The sequence below is a fragment of the Halobellus captivus genome (assembly GCF_007655485.1).
Lineage (GTDB): Archaea > Halobacteriota > Halobacteria > Halobacteriales > Haloferacaceae > Haloquadratum > Haloquadratum captivum.
This window is the reverse complement of record NZ_VJXQ01000005.1, coordinates 31,212-45,756: the sequence shown is the minus strand read 5'-3', so window position 1 is coordinate 45,756 and position 14,545 is coordinate 31,212. Positions and strand designations below refer to the sequence as shown.

The window sequence follows — 14,545 nt, the reverse complement described above, 5'->3', positions numbered from 1 at the left end:
CGTTTACGCAGCTGTAGTGTAGCGTGTTTAGCAAACATTCGGCGAGAAGAATTTACGCAGGTGGAATTTGGACTGGCTAGAAAAACGATCTCGGGATACTATTTACTCAGACACAAGCAATTTAGACGTTCCCCAGATACGACCGTCGCTGTTCCATCCGTTCCCGGTCGGAGCGTTCGTCGTAGTGCTTCTCAATCACTCGTTCGGAGACGTCAGCACGACCTGCGACGGCCTGCGACGGGACGTCTGACCGTAACCAGTGCGTGATCGATCCGCGCCGGAACGGGTGGGGTGAGACCGATTCGGGACAGGTACTGGAATTACCGTAATCGGTCGCGTCACAGGTCTTCGGATCTCGCCCGAGCGGACACGACCCGTCGTGCCGACACGGTTGCGTCCACTTGTACGCATACCTCGAGATCGTGCTCCCAGCGATACGCCCCCTCTTGGTCGTAATGAGCGGCTCTCGGCCGTAATCGTCCGTGACGTCGGGGCGTTTGTTCTCGATCCAGTCGTCGAGGAGGTCGGCGATCGACTCCGAAATGGCGACGTGACGCTGGGACTTCGTCTTGTTCTTGAGCGGCGTGTCGGTGTCGGGTCGGTGTTTGAACCGGAGATACCGCTCGTCAGCATCGTAGTCCTCGACGTCAAGGGATCGGACGGCCCCCTTCCGGGCCATCGTGTGCCACATCACTGCGAGCGTCACGTGCGCCCGGCTGCAGTAGTGGTATCGTTCGAGGTTATTCAGGACTGATTGGGCGGTCTGAGAGTCGAGTTGCTCGTGTCGCGCCATGTTCGAGTCTTTGACAACGGGCGACTGAACGCGCTGTGAGAGTCCACTCTCGACGGCCTCGATGCTCTCACACCAGCGGATGAAGACGCGGGTGGTGTCCATCATTCCCTTCTCCGTCGCTGGCGCCCAGTCGCTGTCCTTGCGACCCTCGATCTGGTACTCCTTGATGAGGCGGCCCGTGAGTTCGTTCAGGTTGGTTATCTCCCGCTCGTCGAGCCACTCGACGAACGAAGAGAGGCGCGACCGGTGGGAGATGATGGTGCCTCGCGAGAGGTTTCCACTACGATCTTCGAGGTACAATTCGAGTGCTCTGCTCGGGTCGATAGGTTCTAACTCCGACATACATATCACTTTTCTTATCTTAGCTAACCACCAGACAACACCGGAGTAACGGATCGTATTGTCAAGGCCTAGGCCCTGCAGATACAACCACGCTTCATCACAAACCAGATACGGGAGACGGCGTCGGATTCCGATTACGTCCTTCTTCAGTTCCAGAAATATTGAGAATCAGCTATGCTTTTCATCTGTGCGATGAGTTCACTGTGAGCTGATCTGTGTACGAATATCTGAAGAACCTCGAACGCGTTCCACACATAACTGATCCCCGGGTCCACGCCCGTCGGGTTACAGATCGTCTGAGTGACCATCGAAAAGGAACGCCCAGCGATAGAATCGGCGCCGATTCGAAACGAATTCGAATCGATCTGTCCCGCGAGAGAGGCCGCTTCGTACATTCCAGTACGCTCTAACACCGTCGCTGTCGGGCGAAAAAGCACACGAAATATACTCTCTCAATGCACGACGTGAATGGATACTCCTCCCCGCCGATCGTTCTCTCTCACTCCCGCGTGGCGATCGCGCTCATAAAGAACGCGTTGAAGACGATCTGCACGCCAAGAACGATCGCGGTAAACGCAACCACGTCGCCGACGACCATCGGCAGTCGCGTAAAGCCGGTCTGCGCCCACTGGACGACGAGCCACACCGCGTAGCCAGCGCCGGCAAGGAACAGCGCCAGCCCCAGGGTCGACATCCGTTCGAGCGTCACGTGTTCGATGAACGCGTTCGTAAAGGGGTCGTTGGGGCGCTGGATCGGGTCGCTCCCGATGGTCGCGAACGCGCCCATATTCGCCACCTGAAAGCCGACGAGCGTCAGGAGCGAGCCCGCGATCGCCGTGTGCGTCCCGAAAGACGCCCCGCCGAGACTCACGTTGCTGACGGCGACGACCATCACTAACAGTCCGAGCAGTCCCATCACGAGTCCGGGAATCGAAAAGAGGTAACTCGGGGCGTTCAAGAGCATAAACCGGACGTGCCGCCACCCGTCGCGAAAGCTCTCTAAGGTCGCTTCACCCTCGCGCTCGTAGTAGACGATTGGGATTTCTGCGATCGTCAGATCTCTGGCTCCGGCGTCCATGATCATCTCGGAGGCGAACTCCATCCCCGTCGTCTCCAACTTGAGCTCGTCGAGGATGTCCGCGCGGAACGCACGGAACCCCGAGTGGGCGTCACTGACGCCCGCATCGTAGAACGCGTTCAGAAAGCGCGTGAGAAGCGGGTTGCCCACGTACTGGTGGAGGGCTGGCATCGCACCCGGCTCGATCTCTCCCTCCAGGCGACTGCCCATCACCATATCGGCCTCACCGCGGATCACCGGATCAAGCAGCTTCGGGAACTGCTCGAAGTCGTAGGTGGTGTCGGCGTCACCGATGATGATGTACTCGCCGCGGCAGTGCTCGAAGGCGTACCGATAGGCGTAGCCGTACCCCGGTTCGTCGGGCTCGACGACGATCGCTCCGAGCTCGCGGGCGATGTCGGGCGTGCGGTCGTCGGAGTCGTCGCTGATGACCACCTCTGTGAGGTGGCCGGATCGATCGACGGCGCGTTTGACCCGCTCGATGCACTCGCGGATGCCCTCCTCTTCGTTCATCGTCGGCATCACGACGCTGACCGTCGGTGTGATGTCGCTGTCGGCGTCGAGGAGTACCGGACTCTGATCACGCTCTCCCGAAAGCGTCTCTGGACTGTCTTGTGTCTGGATGGAACTCATAATGAAACAAACGGCGGTCGTCTGGAGGAGAGAGTGACGCGACTATGTGGCTGATGCGATCGTGTCGTCGAAGCTGCCGTCCCGGTAGTCATCGCCTACTCGATGCGGTCTGTCGAGTGTCCCGCGTGGCTGCTCCCCCACCATAGAATGCCATTACCAATCTTAATACGAGATTTGCATAAAAGTATTTCTCTACAAGACAGTCCGGTCTGTTGATGACTAATGACCCAATCTTGTCCGAATCCGATCGGCTTACTGCGAGAGGCACCGCCACCACGACGCACCTGTTACGCGAATATCCAGACAGGAAGATAAATTACAGAAGTATGACTGTAACTGTAATTTTACTGTGTTTTCCAAATTTGATTTTTGGGTAGAAGGACTTCGAGGTCCGTACTCGTATGTAGACTCTCAATTAACTGGTAACTATCATTCTATAAAATGAGAGAACTATGTTGGTTCACGTACTAGTGTGGACGGATCTTTGCTGGGTAGCAGTCGCTACGACGACCCGTTTGTCAAGCGATTTATCCGCTGCGCGCCCCGGCCCGATACCGACTGGACAGCCAGATTCCGAACGCGAGGACGGCGAGGGCGTACTGGAACAGAAACCGTGGATCTCCGAGGGAGTTGAACACGCGAATCCACGGCGGAATTCCGTCTGACGGGTAGTCAATCGGCGGGAAAACCGGCCAGAGGAGAAAGCGCAGTGCGTTCCACTCGCCCGCCAGCACGATCCGATACGTGTCACCGACGAAGTGTGCGAGGCTTGCAACGACCAACGCCACTGACGCTTCGCCGTACCCCCGACGCCTCGCGACGACGAGCAGCGCGATGAGCACGGGTCCCATCACGAGCAGCGAGTGTCCGAATGAGCGGCCGCTTTCGAGCACGCCGTAGTAGGTGAGCGGTTTATCGATCAGGTCGGGCAGCTGTGAGCCAACGAACACGGCCCCCAACAGCCACCCGTCAGGAAGCGGGCGATCTCGAATGCGACGAACGAGGGCGACGGCGAGGTAACCAAGCGCGAAGTGGCCGATCGGGAACACTATTCGAGGCGAGGGCCTGGAGGGTCATTGATTCTCTGGTTGCTCGTTGAGAACGTACAGTGCGTACGGACCGACTGCGGTCAACACGACCATAACGATGTATTCGATCCACTGCTCTCCGAACTGAGTCATATCGATAGTCGCCACGCCACCGGCCGAAGCCACGGCCCCTAACAGATACGTGAAGAACACGCCCATTGCGATCAACTCGAAGGCGACAATATACGCGAACAGTCGTTTTAATCCCATACGCTGTATGCTCCGTGCTGTGTCTCACCGCGCAGTGCGTTCCGCTCCAGGAGATCGTCTTCTTCTCTGCGGGCTGTCTGCTGTCGCCCCTCGAGGTGATGGCTTCCGGGAGAACGTTGGTGAAACGGCCACCGGTATCCCGGACTGAGAGATCATTCCAGTACGGAGTCGCTCCTCTCCCTTCGTTATCCCCCCCATTCCCGCGTACGAACGGAAATTAAAGCGTCATTCAGTCGTTCACCTCCCTGTGTCGAGCGCTGTCAATTTCCGTCTTGAATGTGTCACCCGACGGACGACGCCCCGGCGGTTTCGGCCAAGCGACAGTTTAGTTAGTCTCGACGCGAAGCGAAGCGTATGGCGACGGCACGACGTGAACGGTTTATCCGCGCGCAACTCGCGTGGATGCTCGGTGCCACGCTCGTGCTCGTCCTCCTGGATTCGCTGTCCTACGAGCTGGTCTTTGTCGTCTCGCTCATCGGCTTTCTCATCGTCGTCGAACTCAGCGCTCCCATTGCGGTCACGCCCACGTGGCGGCGACGCCTCCGCTGGCTCATCGCCGTTGGTCTTCTCGCCTTTGGCTACATCGTCGTCCGGCGGATCCTCGCAATCCTCCCACCGGGGGTGCTCTGAATGCGGCTCGGCTCTCTGGAACTCGGCTACCCGCATCTGCTCGCCGCTGGGCTCGTCCTCGCCTTGGCGCTCGGCGTTGCCGTCGGCGCGAGTACGTCGGCGGCGACCTACGGCGCGTACAATCCCGCGTGGGACGGCGCGTCGGGGGTCAAAACCGTCGCCACGGACGCGGGTACCGACCACCGCGTCATCTACGCCACGAGTGACTACGCGGATGCCGACGCCGCCGGATCGATCGCGTTCGTGCTCTCCCCGGAGACGGCCTATGACGACGCCGAGGCGTCCCGACTGGCGTCATTCGTCCGCGCCGGAGGCACGCTCGTCGTCGCCGACGACTTCAGATCCCACGGCGACGACCTCCTCGGCCGTCTCGGCGCGTCGGCACGGATCAACCAGACGCCGCTGCGCGATGAGCGACATAACCACAGATCGGGCGCGTTACCGATCGCGACGCAACCTGCGGAGGACCCCTACACCGACGGCGTCACGCAACTAACGCTGAATTACCCGGCGACGGTTGAGCCGAACGGGAGTGCGGTGCTCGTCCGCTCGTCGAACTTTTCCTACCGCGACGTCGACGACGACGGGGAACTCGACGACGATGAACCCCTTCGATCGTACCCCGTCGCGACGGTCGAACCCCTTGGCGACGGCGACGTCGTCGTTGTGAGCGATCCGAGCCTCTTCATCAACGCGATGCTCGAACGTCCGGACAACCGCGCTTTCGTGCGGGCGCTTGTTGGCACTCACGAGACGGTGTTTTTGGACTACTCCAACGTGGGCGAACGGCCGCCGCTGTGGGTCGCTCTCTACTACCTGCGGGGCTCACCCGCCCTCCAATTCCTCTTCGGTGGGGCGGTACTCGGAGCGCTCGCCCTCGTTTCGCGTCGTGGTGACGGCCACCGGGAGCGCTGAATAGGACCCGAGAAGGCCGAACTTATAAACCTCGCACACGCACAGGATGAGTAACGAACGCTGTCACGCCGACTACGCGTCGTATTTCCCTATGATCGTCTTTCAGTTCCCAATCTCCGACAGAGCACTTCGAGGAAGCACCCACCGTTGGGACGCAGAAGGCACGTCCCCGAGCGCACGGCACCCGGACTATCGTCCTCCGTGGCAGGCGCCAAACCGAATTCGTCGCCAGGGCATCAGCGAGCCACCGCACAGGAGTCAGTGGACGAACCGGAGGCCGTCGGTATGAGTGCCGAAGCGATCTACGACGCGATCGTCGAGGAGACATCGCAGCTTCTCGTCGGCAACGAAGACGCTGTCGAGGCGCTCACTATCGCTCTTCTAACGGACGGGCACGTCCTCATCGAGGGCGTTCCCGGCGTCGCCAAGACGACAATCGCGAACCTCTTCGCCCACGCGGCAAACCTGGAGTACCAGCGGATTCAGATGACGCCCGACGTGCTGCCCGCAGACATCACTGGGACGCACATTTACCGCGAGAAAACTGGCGAGTTCGAGCTGCAGAAGGGTCCCGTGTTCGCGAACGTCGTGCTCGCCGACGAGATCAACCGAGCGACGCCGAAGACGCAGTCGGCGCTTTTGGAAGCGATGGAAGAGGGACAGACCACCATCGAAGGCGAGACGCTCAGTCTGCCCGATCCGTTCATCGTCGTCGCGACGCAGAACCCGATCGAGTACGAGGGGACGTTCGCCCTCCCAGAGGCACAGCGGGACCGCTTCCAGTTCAAGGTCGTCGTCGATCTACCCGAGCGATCCGCCGAGCGGGAGATCCTCCAGCGGTTCGACCAGTCGCCGTCGCTCACGCCGTCGGACATCTCGAACGTCATCGACGTGGCCGACATCGATGCGGCTCGACAGGAGGTCGAAAACGTCCACGTCGACGACAAGCTGTTCGACTACATTCTTGACCTCGTCGCCGCGACGCGCAATCACGAGGCCATCGAGTTCGGGGCCTCGCCCCGGGCCTCTCTCGCGTTCCTGCACGCCGGAAAGGCCGCGGCGGCGATCCGCGGCCGGGACTACGCGATTCCTGACGATATCAAGCGGCTCGCACCGCTCATCCTCTCGCACCGTCTCGTGCTCGACACGGAAGCGGAGATCAGCGGCCGCGATCCGCGCGAGATCGCTGCCGAGGTGGTCGAGACCGTCTCCACACCGGAGTACGAACTTCGAGAGACTCCGCGAGCTGCGGACGACGACTGATCACCCACGGACTGAGATGGCTCCCTTGGGGCTGAACGGCCGATCTGCTCGGCTGCCCTCGATTACTCATCCATTTCGCTCTGAGGGCTCCCACCGGCACGTCACGACGAAATCCGCATCCGTCTCGGCCGCGACCTCGGTGACGACTGGAGTGTCGAGCCCCTGCGCTATCGTGACGCTCACGAACGACGCCACTGGCGTATCGAAGGCCGTCGGACCACCGAACCGGCACTGACCGATGCGGACTGTCACGCGGCCGTCAGCGGTATCGACCTCGGCTGTGGCCGACCCGACGAGCTCGAACAGTTCGACGAGCCCGTCGGCCGCCTGCCGCGCGAGCGTTTCGGGATCGTCGCCGAGTGGGCCCGTCCGACTCCGCTCGAATTCATCGAACAGCCCGCTGCCGCTCGGCTCGAAAGCCACCCCTCGGCGCTGCTCGTCATCAGTGACGACGAACGTTCGCCGAAGCTCCTCTGCGGACGGGAGCGCGTACGCGCGGTGTTCGGGAACGAAGAGCCGGGTCGTCTCCCGATCGGCATCGGGAACGTACACGGCCGTGTCTTGGAGACCGAGTTCGTCGACGATCGCCGCGTGGTTCTTCGCGTGCGCCCGAAAGACCGTCGTCCCGATCTCCACGGGAATGAACTGCTCGGGGCTGAGATACCGCGTGATCGCGGCGGCGAACACCCCGATCGCGCCGAGGACCACGAGGACGTCTCTCACCGGTGGAAACAGCACCGCACTGATAAGTGAGAGGACGCCTATCGCCAGCAGGGCGATCGCCGTCTTTCGGTACTGCTCTCCCCGCAAGCTGTCGTAGCGGCGTCTGAGACGAGCGTTCTCTCGCCTGAGTGTCGCGAGTTCATCCCGGTCCGGTCCCGCGGCCCCGGCGTCATCCCGATTCCCTCGGAGTGACCCCCCGACGAGCGGCCGCCCATCCCGCGAACCGCGCTTGCGGGACTCGCCTGACGCCTCGGGCTCCCGCGCTTCGTTCGATGTCATCGATCCACCTCCGTGGAACCGTCCGGCGTCGTCACGAGCCCGAGATTGACGCGTTCGTAGCGGTGCAGGACGTACGCTACACCGGCTGCGAGTGCAACGACCAGCAGTGCGGACTGCCACAACCACCTGAGGTTCGCCTGCAGTCCCCACACGAGACCGAGAGCGGCGACGTACGCCGCCGTGAACCGTCCGAGCTGCGCGCGTGTCGGTGTGGGGCCGTACGCCGCGCTCGCCAACAGGAGTCCGGCTGCGAGCTGTGTCGCCGCGAGCGTCCACGACTCCGCAACGGACACCAGCGAGACGATCCCAAGCTGTGCGAGGAGAAACGCTGCGGGGCCGGAACTAGCCGTCGCCGCTCCGAGGACACCAATGCCGACGAGCAGCCCCCAAACGCCGTGAGAGCGCAGCAACACCCCTGTGAGGACGATGGCGCCGATGCCGTCGAGCAGCGTCAGTTGATTCGAACGCACTGACGGTCGAAGCGATGTCGTCTCGGAGTGTCCTGCCCCCACCATCAGCGATCCCCTCCGGCGGTGGCCGCGTCGGTTCGCGCCCGCTCGACCGCCGGGCGAGGGGCGACCTCGTAGGCGGTCACGTTCCGCAGCCGATTAAGCCGTCGGCGGAACGCCTCGAATTCGACGAACCCGTCGGTCCCTGCGGTCTGCGTCCGATCGAACAGGGCACTCGGCGTGAGGAACACGCTCGTCTGCTCGCTCTCCTGCGAGGCGAGGACGATCGCCTCGTACGTCTCCACTTTCGACGTGTCATCGGTGATGAGGACCAGATGCGCTCGGCTGTCGGTTCCACACGCGGTTTTGACGGCATTGAACAGCGGTCGATCGCTGACCCGCGAGATGTAGGTCGCCGTCTCGTCGAGGAACGGCCGAAGCGTTGTCGCGAACGGCGAGTCGCCGTCGAGCGACTGTCCGGTCTGTCGCGCCTCCGATGGGCTGACTGGGTTCGAAATGTCGACCGTCCCGGTGCCGCCCGCGGCCGGACGGCTGTCGAGGAGTCGATTGCGAATCGTCTGATAGGCGTCGGAGGTGGTGGATGGCCCGTATCGCCAGTGTGTCCCGTCGTCGTCGAGGAAGTGTGCGCGGATCGGATCACCGTAAGATTCAGCGGCGTGAACGAACCCGAGCGCGATCTCCCGCGCGTAGGCGTGTTTCGTCCGTCCAGTCGGTCCGGCGCGCATCTGCGATCCGGCGTCGAACACCAGTGAGAGCTGATAGTCCGATTCTGATTCGTACTCTCGGATGTACGGTTGATTCATCCGCGCGGTCGTCTTCCAATCGATCCGTGATAGCGTATCGCCCATCACGTACTGACGCGTCTCGTGCGGCACTAATCCCGGACCGGTCTGGTCGGTCGGGTGCTCGCCGAACATCGTCCCGACGGCTCGACCGCCCTGCCCAACGTGGAGATCCGCGGCCGAGGGAGAATCGACAAGAACCCGTGCGTCTGCGTCCAATTCGATCGATTCGGTGAAATATCCGGTACGATCCCCGATCGTCAGGCGCAGGGTGTCGAAACGGATCCGCCCGGCGACCGGGAGCGTCACGCTGCAGGTGGTCGTCGCGGACGTCTCCCCCGGGTCGATCCTCAGGACGTGCTGGTCCCGGTGGGGTTCGGAGACACTCGGCGGAGCGACGAGTTCAACGTCGACGGGCGCATCGACTGGGCTCGACAGCGACGCGTCGACCGTGACGGCCGTCCGGTCGCCGACGAACGCATTCGGGGTCGCGACCGAAACGTCCGTCGACAGCGCGCGCTCCACCTGGCGCATCGTCCGGATCGCATCGGCCTGTCCGAGCAACAGCCACGCGGAGAGCCCGCCCGCCGCGTACAGCGGCGTCGCCTCTCCGAGGATGGCGGCGAAGGCGGCGAAGAAGCACGCAGTCCCAGCGAGGACGGCCCATCGGCGGGTCGGAAGCATCGTGGTACTGATTCGTAGCGCCGAAGTTGAATGTTTGTGTTCGGCGACCGTCACCAGGGATCCGTCATCCGAATGCGAAAGCCCATTACGTTCGCCCGACTGCCTCCGATAGTGCGCGGAAACTGGCATCGCTTGAGCTGTCTGTTCCTCTTGCTTCTCGTCGCGACGAGTGGGGCCGCGGCGACGCCCGCTGAGGCGATACCGGAGTCGACGGATGGAATATCGTCTGCGATGCCGTCACTGATAGATACGAATCCCCGGCAAGTCGGTGACGACGCTCCCATCGACGGTTCCAGTGCCGAATCCAACAACAGCAGCGTGCTCCACGAGGACCCCGAAGACGTCGAGAGTGAGAGTCGTCTCGACCGTCTCGCTTCGTATCTCTCGGGCGATCTGAACGCTCGAATCGGCGATAGTTCGCTCCAGCTCAGTCAGGCGGAGTACGATGCCGCGAAGGCAGCTGTCGGCGATGACTATTCGGAGGCACTGGAAAAGTACGTCGACGTCGACGGCGAAACCGACGGGGACGGAGCGAGCGAGGAGTACGGGACCGTCCAGGAGACGCAGCGCGAGTACGTCGACACTGTCAGCGAATTCCGCGAGGCCCAACGCGCGTACGAGGACGCCGCTGCGGATGGCGACGACGAACGAGCCCGGGAACTCGCGCGCGAACTGAGTCGGCTCGCGGATGATGGGGAATCGCAGTCGGATCGGCTGCTTGAAGGGTACGATCAGATTTCGAACGCGACCGGCAGCGACCTCAACGAGAGCAGCAGTCGAATCGAGGCGATCCAGACGGACATTGACACAGATCGTCGAGAGATCGTCGCTCGGGAGTTCGTCGAAACGCGGTTGGTGGTTGGGTCGTACGACCGCGAGGTGTCCTTCCGGGATCCGCTTGTCCTCTCGGGCACACTCGAAACTGCGAACGGTACGTCGGTCGACGCAGAAACCGCGCAGTTCGCCGTCGGCGACCAGATTGTCGAGGCGGCTGTCGACGCCGACGGCGAATTCGAATTCACCTATCGGCCGACGACCGTCGACGCCGATACCGACGAGCTGGAAGTCGCATATCGGCCAGCCGCTACCTCAGTGTACCGCGGATCGAACGCGACGGTGCCCGTCAATATCACCCAAGTGACTGCGGAGGTAGAGACCACAAACCACTCGGGAGACGCCTACGGCTACGCGGACTCGCTGGCGGTCACGGCGACGGTCACCGCAAACGGGACTCCGGTCGCGAACTACCCGCTCACCGCCTCGATCGACGGATCGCAACTGTCGGCGGCGACGACCAACGCGAGCGGCCAATCGACGCTCACTGGCACTGTCCCCGCGCGCATCCCTGCGGGGAGCGTCGATCTCGGCGTCTCGACCGACCGTTCGGATCGTGCCGTTCGGCTCGATCCGAGCACGACGTCGCTTTCGATCGTATCGCAGCCAACGGACCTCGACGTGAGCGCCCGATTGGACGGGGACGACACCGTCGTTGTCGAGGGACGGCTCAGGACAGAAGACGGTGAGGTCGTCGACGCCCAACCGATCACCATCGCCGTCGACGGGCGGACACTCGAGACAGCTACAACCGGTGCCTCGGGCGCGTATCGAACGACGATCGATCTACCAGCAACCGTCGCTGAGGAGAATGCGACGGTGTCGGTCGCGTTCGACGGATCGGGAACGAACCTCGACTCCTCGGCGGCTTCGACGGGCATTGACCCGGCTGACGCGATGGAACAAGCTGGTATCGATAGCACGGACGAGGACGCGAACGGCGACCTGTCCGCCGATCGGTTCACTCTCCTCGGCGTCGTGGTCGGCGTCGTGGTCGGCGTCGGGGTTGTCGGCGTCGTCACTGTGTTCCTCCTCCGACGGAACGGGGCACTCGCGTCGCTCTTCGAACAGGATGAACCGACCGCCAGCGCGGACGATACCGTGACAGAATCGGCTGACGGCACCGCAGATCGTGAGTCCGATCTCGAGCCCGCGTCGTCGGTGGAGCGCGCCTCGGTAGTCGAAACCGCATCTGATGCGCTCGCCGATGGCCGTCCGAACGATGCCGTCGTGATCGCGTATGCGGGCGTCCAGCAGGCGCTCGCAGACCGCGTCGGAGCCAGCGCGGACGCGACCCACCGCGAGTTCTACGAGCTGTGTGTCGAACGCGGTATCGACGATCCCGAGGCGCTCGAAACGCTGACCGACGGCTACGAGAAATCGGCCTACAGCGGCCTCTCGGTGAGCGATCGAGAGGCCGAAGCCCTGCTCGAAACCGCGCGCGGACTCCTCGAGGCGAACGTACAACAGTGAACGCCCGGCGTTTTCGCCGCGGTCGAACAACTACTTTTTGTGTGCTGATCGCTATTGCCAGATAGATGTCCGGGCGACCACACTGGCGGCTCTACCTCCCCGAACCTGTTCGGACTCTCCCGGCCGACCTTGCCGTGGTGGTCGCGATTGTGGGATTACAGCTGTTGACGACGCTTACGCCCGGGTTGAATGAGACCCCACTGCGGGTCATCCTCGGACTTCCGTTCGTGTTGTTCGTCCCCGGATATGCCCTCGTTGCGGCGCTCTTCCCCGAGCGAGGACCGACGGTTTCGGGGTCCGAAGACGCGGAACCGGGCGGGACTGACGCGACCACCGAGACTGAGGGGTCGACGGATCCCAACGCGACCGGCATCGACGGCATCGAACGCGTCGCGCTCTCGTTCGGGACAAGCATCGCCGTCGTCCCGCTCTTGGGCCTCATCCTCAACTTCACGCCCTGGGGGATCAGACTCGTTCCGGTCCTCGTCGCCGTGAGCGGATTCACGCTCGTCGCCGTCGCCGCCGCGTCTACTCGCCGGAAGGCGCTACCCGAAGACGAACGCTTCGCGGTCCCCTACGAGCAGTGGTTTCACGCGGCGACCGAGGAACTCTTCCACCCCGACTCGCGGGCTGACGCCGCGCTGAACGTCTTGCTCGTGGTGAGCGTGCTTCTCGCGACGGCGAGCGTCGGCTACGCGGTTGCGATGCCGAAACCCGGAGAATCGTTCAGCGAACTGTATCTGCTCACCGAGGGCGAGGACGGCGAACTCGTCGCTGACGACTACCCCGAGGAACTCGTGCGCGGTGAGCCTGCGTCGCTCGTGGTGGGCGTGGGAAATCAGGAGCACCGGGCGGTGAACTATACGGTCGTCGTGGCGCTCCAGCGGGTCGAGGTCGCGAACAACTCCACGACGGTGCTCGAATCCGACCGCCTCCGGACGTTCGAACCGCGGGTCGAGCACAACGAAACGTGGCACCGTGACCACGAGATCCGCCCGACGATGACCGGGGAACGGCTTCGGCTGACCTATCTGCTCTATAAGGACGCGCCGCCGTCGCCGCCGAGCGTCGAAACCGCCTATCGTGAGGTGCACCTGTGGGTCACCGTTCGGTCGGGGTAGCTCGCCCCGGCACGTTGCGGTAGCCCGGTGCGATCCAATTCACTGCGCCCCGGCCGCGGGAGGAACGGCGCGAGCCGGGACGACACACTTTTCAGGAGATCGACTGGAGTGATCTACTATGAAGCGCTCCCGCTTCCACATCGTTTGTCTTCTCGTTCTCGCCGCCGTGCTGCTGCTCGCCGCCGGAGCGGCGGTGGCGTCGTCGGGATACACGCTCGAATCCGAAACGAGCATCGACACGCCCTCCAAGACCGTCTCCGTACAAGGAGAGACGTACACCGTCTCGTCGCTGGGCTACCGAGACGTCGGTGAAACGCTCCCGGTGGAGGTGTCGCGCCCGGGAGACAGCATATTCACGGTCTATCTGTACAACGGCGACGGTCAGATTATGGACTCGGTTCGAAGGACCGAGAACGGGACGTACACGCTCGACGACACCACCTCGCTCGAACGCGGCACGTACGTACTCGCACTGACTGTCGACGGCTCTCGGCAGGCCGTCCAACCGGTCGTGATGTCCGGATACGACTTCGCTGTCGACGCGCCGAGCGAGGTCTCTGAGGGCGAACGCGTTACTGTCACGATCGAACTGACCGGCGACACTGAATTGCCAAACTACGTCGATTTGGCAGTGATGAACGACTCGACGCATCGGTACGTCGCGACCAAGGTCGACGATCGAACGTACAGCGTCACCTTCGACGACCTCGCGGCGGATGAGTACGAGATCTACGCCGCCACTCGCGGCGAGGATGAAGTCAACGGTCGCGACGAGGTGACCGGCGTGAGTTCAGTCGAGACACTCACGATCTCTTCTAACGGCGAGACGACGACGGAGTCCTCCGGAGGCAGTGATCCTGATCCCGGTACTTCCGATTCCGATGACTCGTCAGGGACACCCAGTACAGATGCGACGACAACGGTACCCACGAACACGGCCGCGCAGACGACAACGACACCAGGGACGACTCCGGATACGACAACCAGCGCCGTGACGCCCGTTTCACCACATACGGATGCAAGCACTTCCACCTCGACTGACGGTTCCGACGATAACGAAGCCGAGCCCACGTCGAACGATTCGAACGTCATCGACCCATCGACGCCGACGGAGACGCAGCCGGGCGAGTCGGACGCGTCGACGCCGATGTTCCCGCTCAACGTCGTTGGCGCGCTCATCGTGTCCGTGTTACTGATTCGGCGGGAGGGCGATCGGTAAAAAGGACC

At 62.7% G+C, this 14,545-nt stretch carries 13 protein-coding genes; 6 read left to right on the top strand and 7 right to left on the bottom strand.

What is annotated here, in order from left to right; translation table 11 throughout:
- Window positions 1–121: 121 nt before the first annotated feature.
- From FJT57_RS12880 to FJT57_RS12865, 4 genes are all read right to left on the bottom strand, one after another.
- A complete protein-coding gene (locus FJT57_RS12880; RefSeq protein ID WP_144905890.1) occupies window positions 122–1,135 on the bottom strand; it encodes a tyrosine-type recombinase/integrase in 1,014 nt (337 codons plus the stop codon).
- A gap of 499 nt (window positions 1,136–1,634) precedes the next feature.
- Window positions 1,635–2,846, bottom strand: a complete 1,212-nt coding sequence (locus FJT57_RS12875; protein ID WP_144905888.1) for a glycosyltransferase family 2 protein — start codon at window positions 2,844–2,846, stop codon at window positions 1,635–1,637.
- 527 nt (window positions 2,847–3,373) lie between these two features.
- Window positions 3,374–3,895, bottom strand: a complete 522-nt coding sequence (locus FJT57_RS12870) for a metal-dependent hydrolase (RefSeq protein ID WP_144905886.1) — start codon at window positions 3,893–3,895, stop codon at window positions 3,374–3,376.
- Between the two features lie 24 nt (window positions 3,896–3,919).
- Window positions 3,920–4,144, bottom strand: a complete 225-nt coding sequence (locus FJT57_RS12865; RefSeq protein WP_144905884.1) for a hypothetical protein — start codon at window positions 4,142–4,144, stop codon at window positions 3,920–3,922.
- Window positions 4,145–4,498: 354 nt separating this feature from the next.
- Between FJT57_RS12865 and FJT57_RS12860 the strand changes: the two genes are divergently transcribed.
- The 3 genes from FJT57_RS12860 (at window position 4,499) to FJT57_RS12850 (ending at window position 6,952) form a co-directional block, all read left to right on the top strand.
- Window positions 4,499–4,774, top strand: a complete 276-nt coding sequence (locus FJT57_RS12860) for a hypothetical protein (RefSeq protein ID WP_144905882.1) — start codon at window positions 4,499–4,501, stop codon at window positions 4,772–4,774.
- Window positions 4,775–5,689: a DUF4350 domain-containing protein gene (locus FJT57_RS12855; RefSeq protein WP_144905880.1), complete on the top strand. Its 915-nt coding sequence runs from the start codon at window positions 4,775–4,777 to the stop codon at window positions 5,687–5,689. It abuts the gene before it with no gap.
- A 285-nt stretch (window positions 5,690–5,974) separates the two neighbouring features.
- Window positions 5,975–6,952, top strand: coding sequence for an AAA family ATPase (locus FJT57_RS12850; RefSeq protein ID WP_144905879.1), 978 nt, complete (start codon window positions 5,975–5,977; stop codon window positions 6,950–6,952).
- 66 nt (window positions 6,953–7,018) lie between these two features.
- Here the strand turns inward: FJT57_RS12850 and FJT57_RS12845 are convergent, their stop codons facing one another.
- The 3 genes from FJT57_RS12845 to FJT57_RS12835 are packed head-to-tail and all read right to left on the bottom strand — an operon-like array spanning window position 7,019 to window position 9,890.
- Window positions 7,019–7,954 carry a hypothetical protein gene (locus FJT57_RS12845; protein WP_238993993.1) on the bottom strand — a complete coding sequence of 312 codons (936 nt, stop codon included), beginning with the start codon at window positions 7,952–7,954 and terminating at the stop codon, window positions 7,019–7,021.
- Entirely contained in the window at window positions 7,951–8,469 is a 519-nt protein-coding gene (locus FJT57_RS12840; protein ID WP_144905877.1) for a hypothetical protein, read from the bottom strand. Before FJT57_RS12840 ends, FJT57_RS12845 begins: the two co-directional genes overlap by 4 nt.
- Window positions 8,469–9,890 carry a DUF58 domain-containing protein gene (locus tag FJT57_RS12835; protein WP_144905875.1) on the bottom strand — a complete coding sequence of 474 codons (1,422 nt, stop codon included), beginning with the start codon at window positions 9,888–9,890 and terminating at the stop codon, window positions 8,469–8,471. Before FJT57_RS12835 ends, FJT57_RS12840 begins: the two co-directional genes overlap by 1 nt.
- A gap of 111 nt (window positions 9,891–10,001) precedes the next feature.
- Between FJT57_RS12835 and FJT57_RS12830 the strand changes: the two genes are divergently transcribed.
- The 3 genes from FJT57_RS12830 to FJT57_RS12820 all read left to right on the top strand — a co-directional run bounded on the left by FJT57_RS12830 (window position 10,002) and on the right by FJT57_RS12820 (window position 14,537).
- Window positions 10,002–12,197 (top strand): DUF4129 domain-containing protein, encoded by a 2,196-nt coding sequence (locus FJT57_RS12830; protein WP_144905873.1) that lies wholly within the window; start codon window positions 10,002–10,004, stop codon window positions 12,195–12,197.
- Window positions 12,198–12,262: 65 nt separating this feature from the next.
- Window positions 12,263–13,318 (top strand): DUF1616 domain-containing protein, encoded by a 1,056-nt coding sequence (locus FJT57_RS12825; RefSeq protein ID WP_144905871.1) that lies wholly within the window; start codon window positions 12,263–12,265, stop codon window positions 13,316–13,318.
- 118 nt (window positions 13,319–13,436) lie between these two features.
- Window positions 13,437–14,537 (top strand): hypothetical protein, encoded by a 1,101-nt coding sequence (locus tag FJT57_RS12820; protein ID WP_144905869.1) that lies wholly within the window; start codon window positions 13,437–13,439, stop codon window positions 14,535–14,537.
- Window positions 14,538–14,545 lie beyond the last annotated feature (8 nt).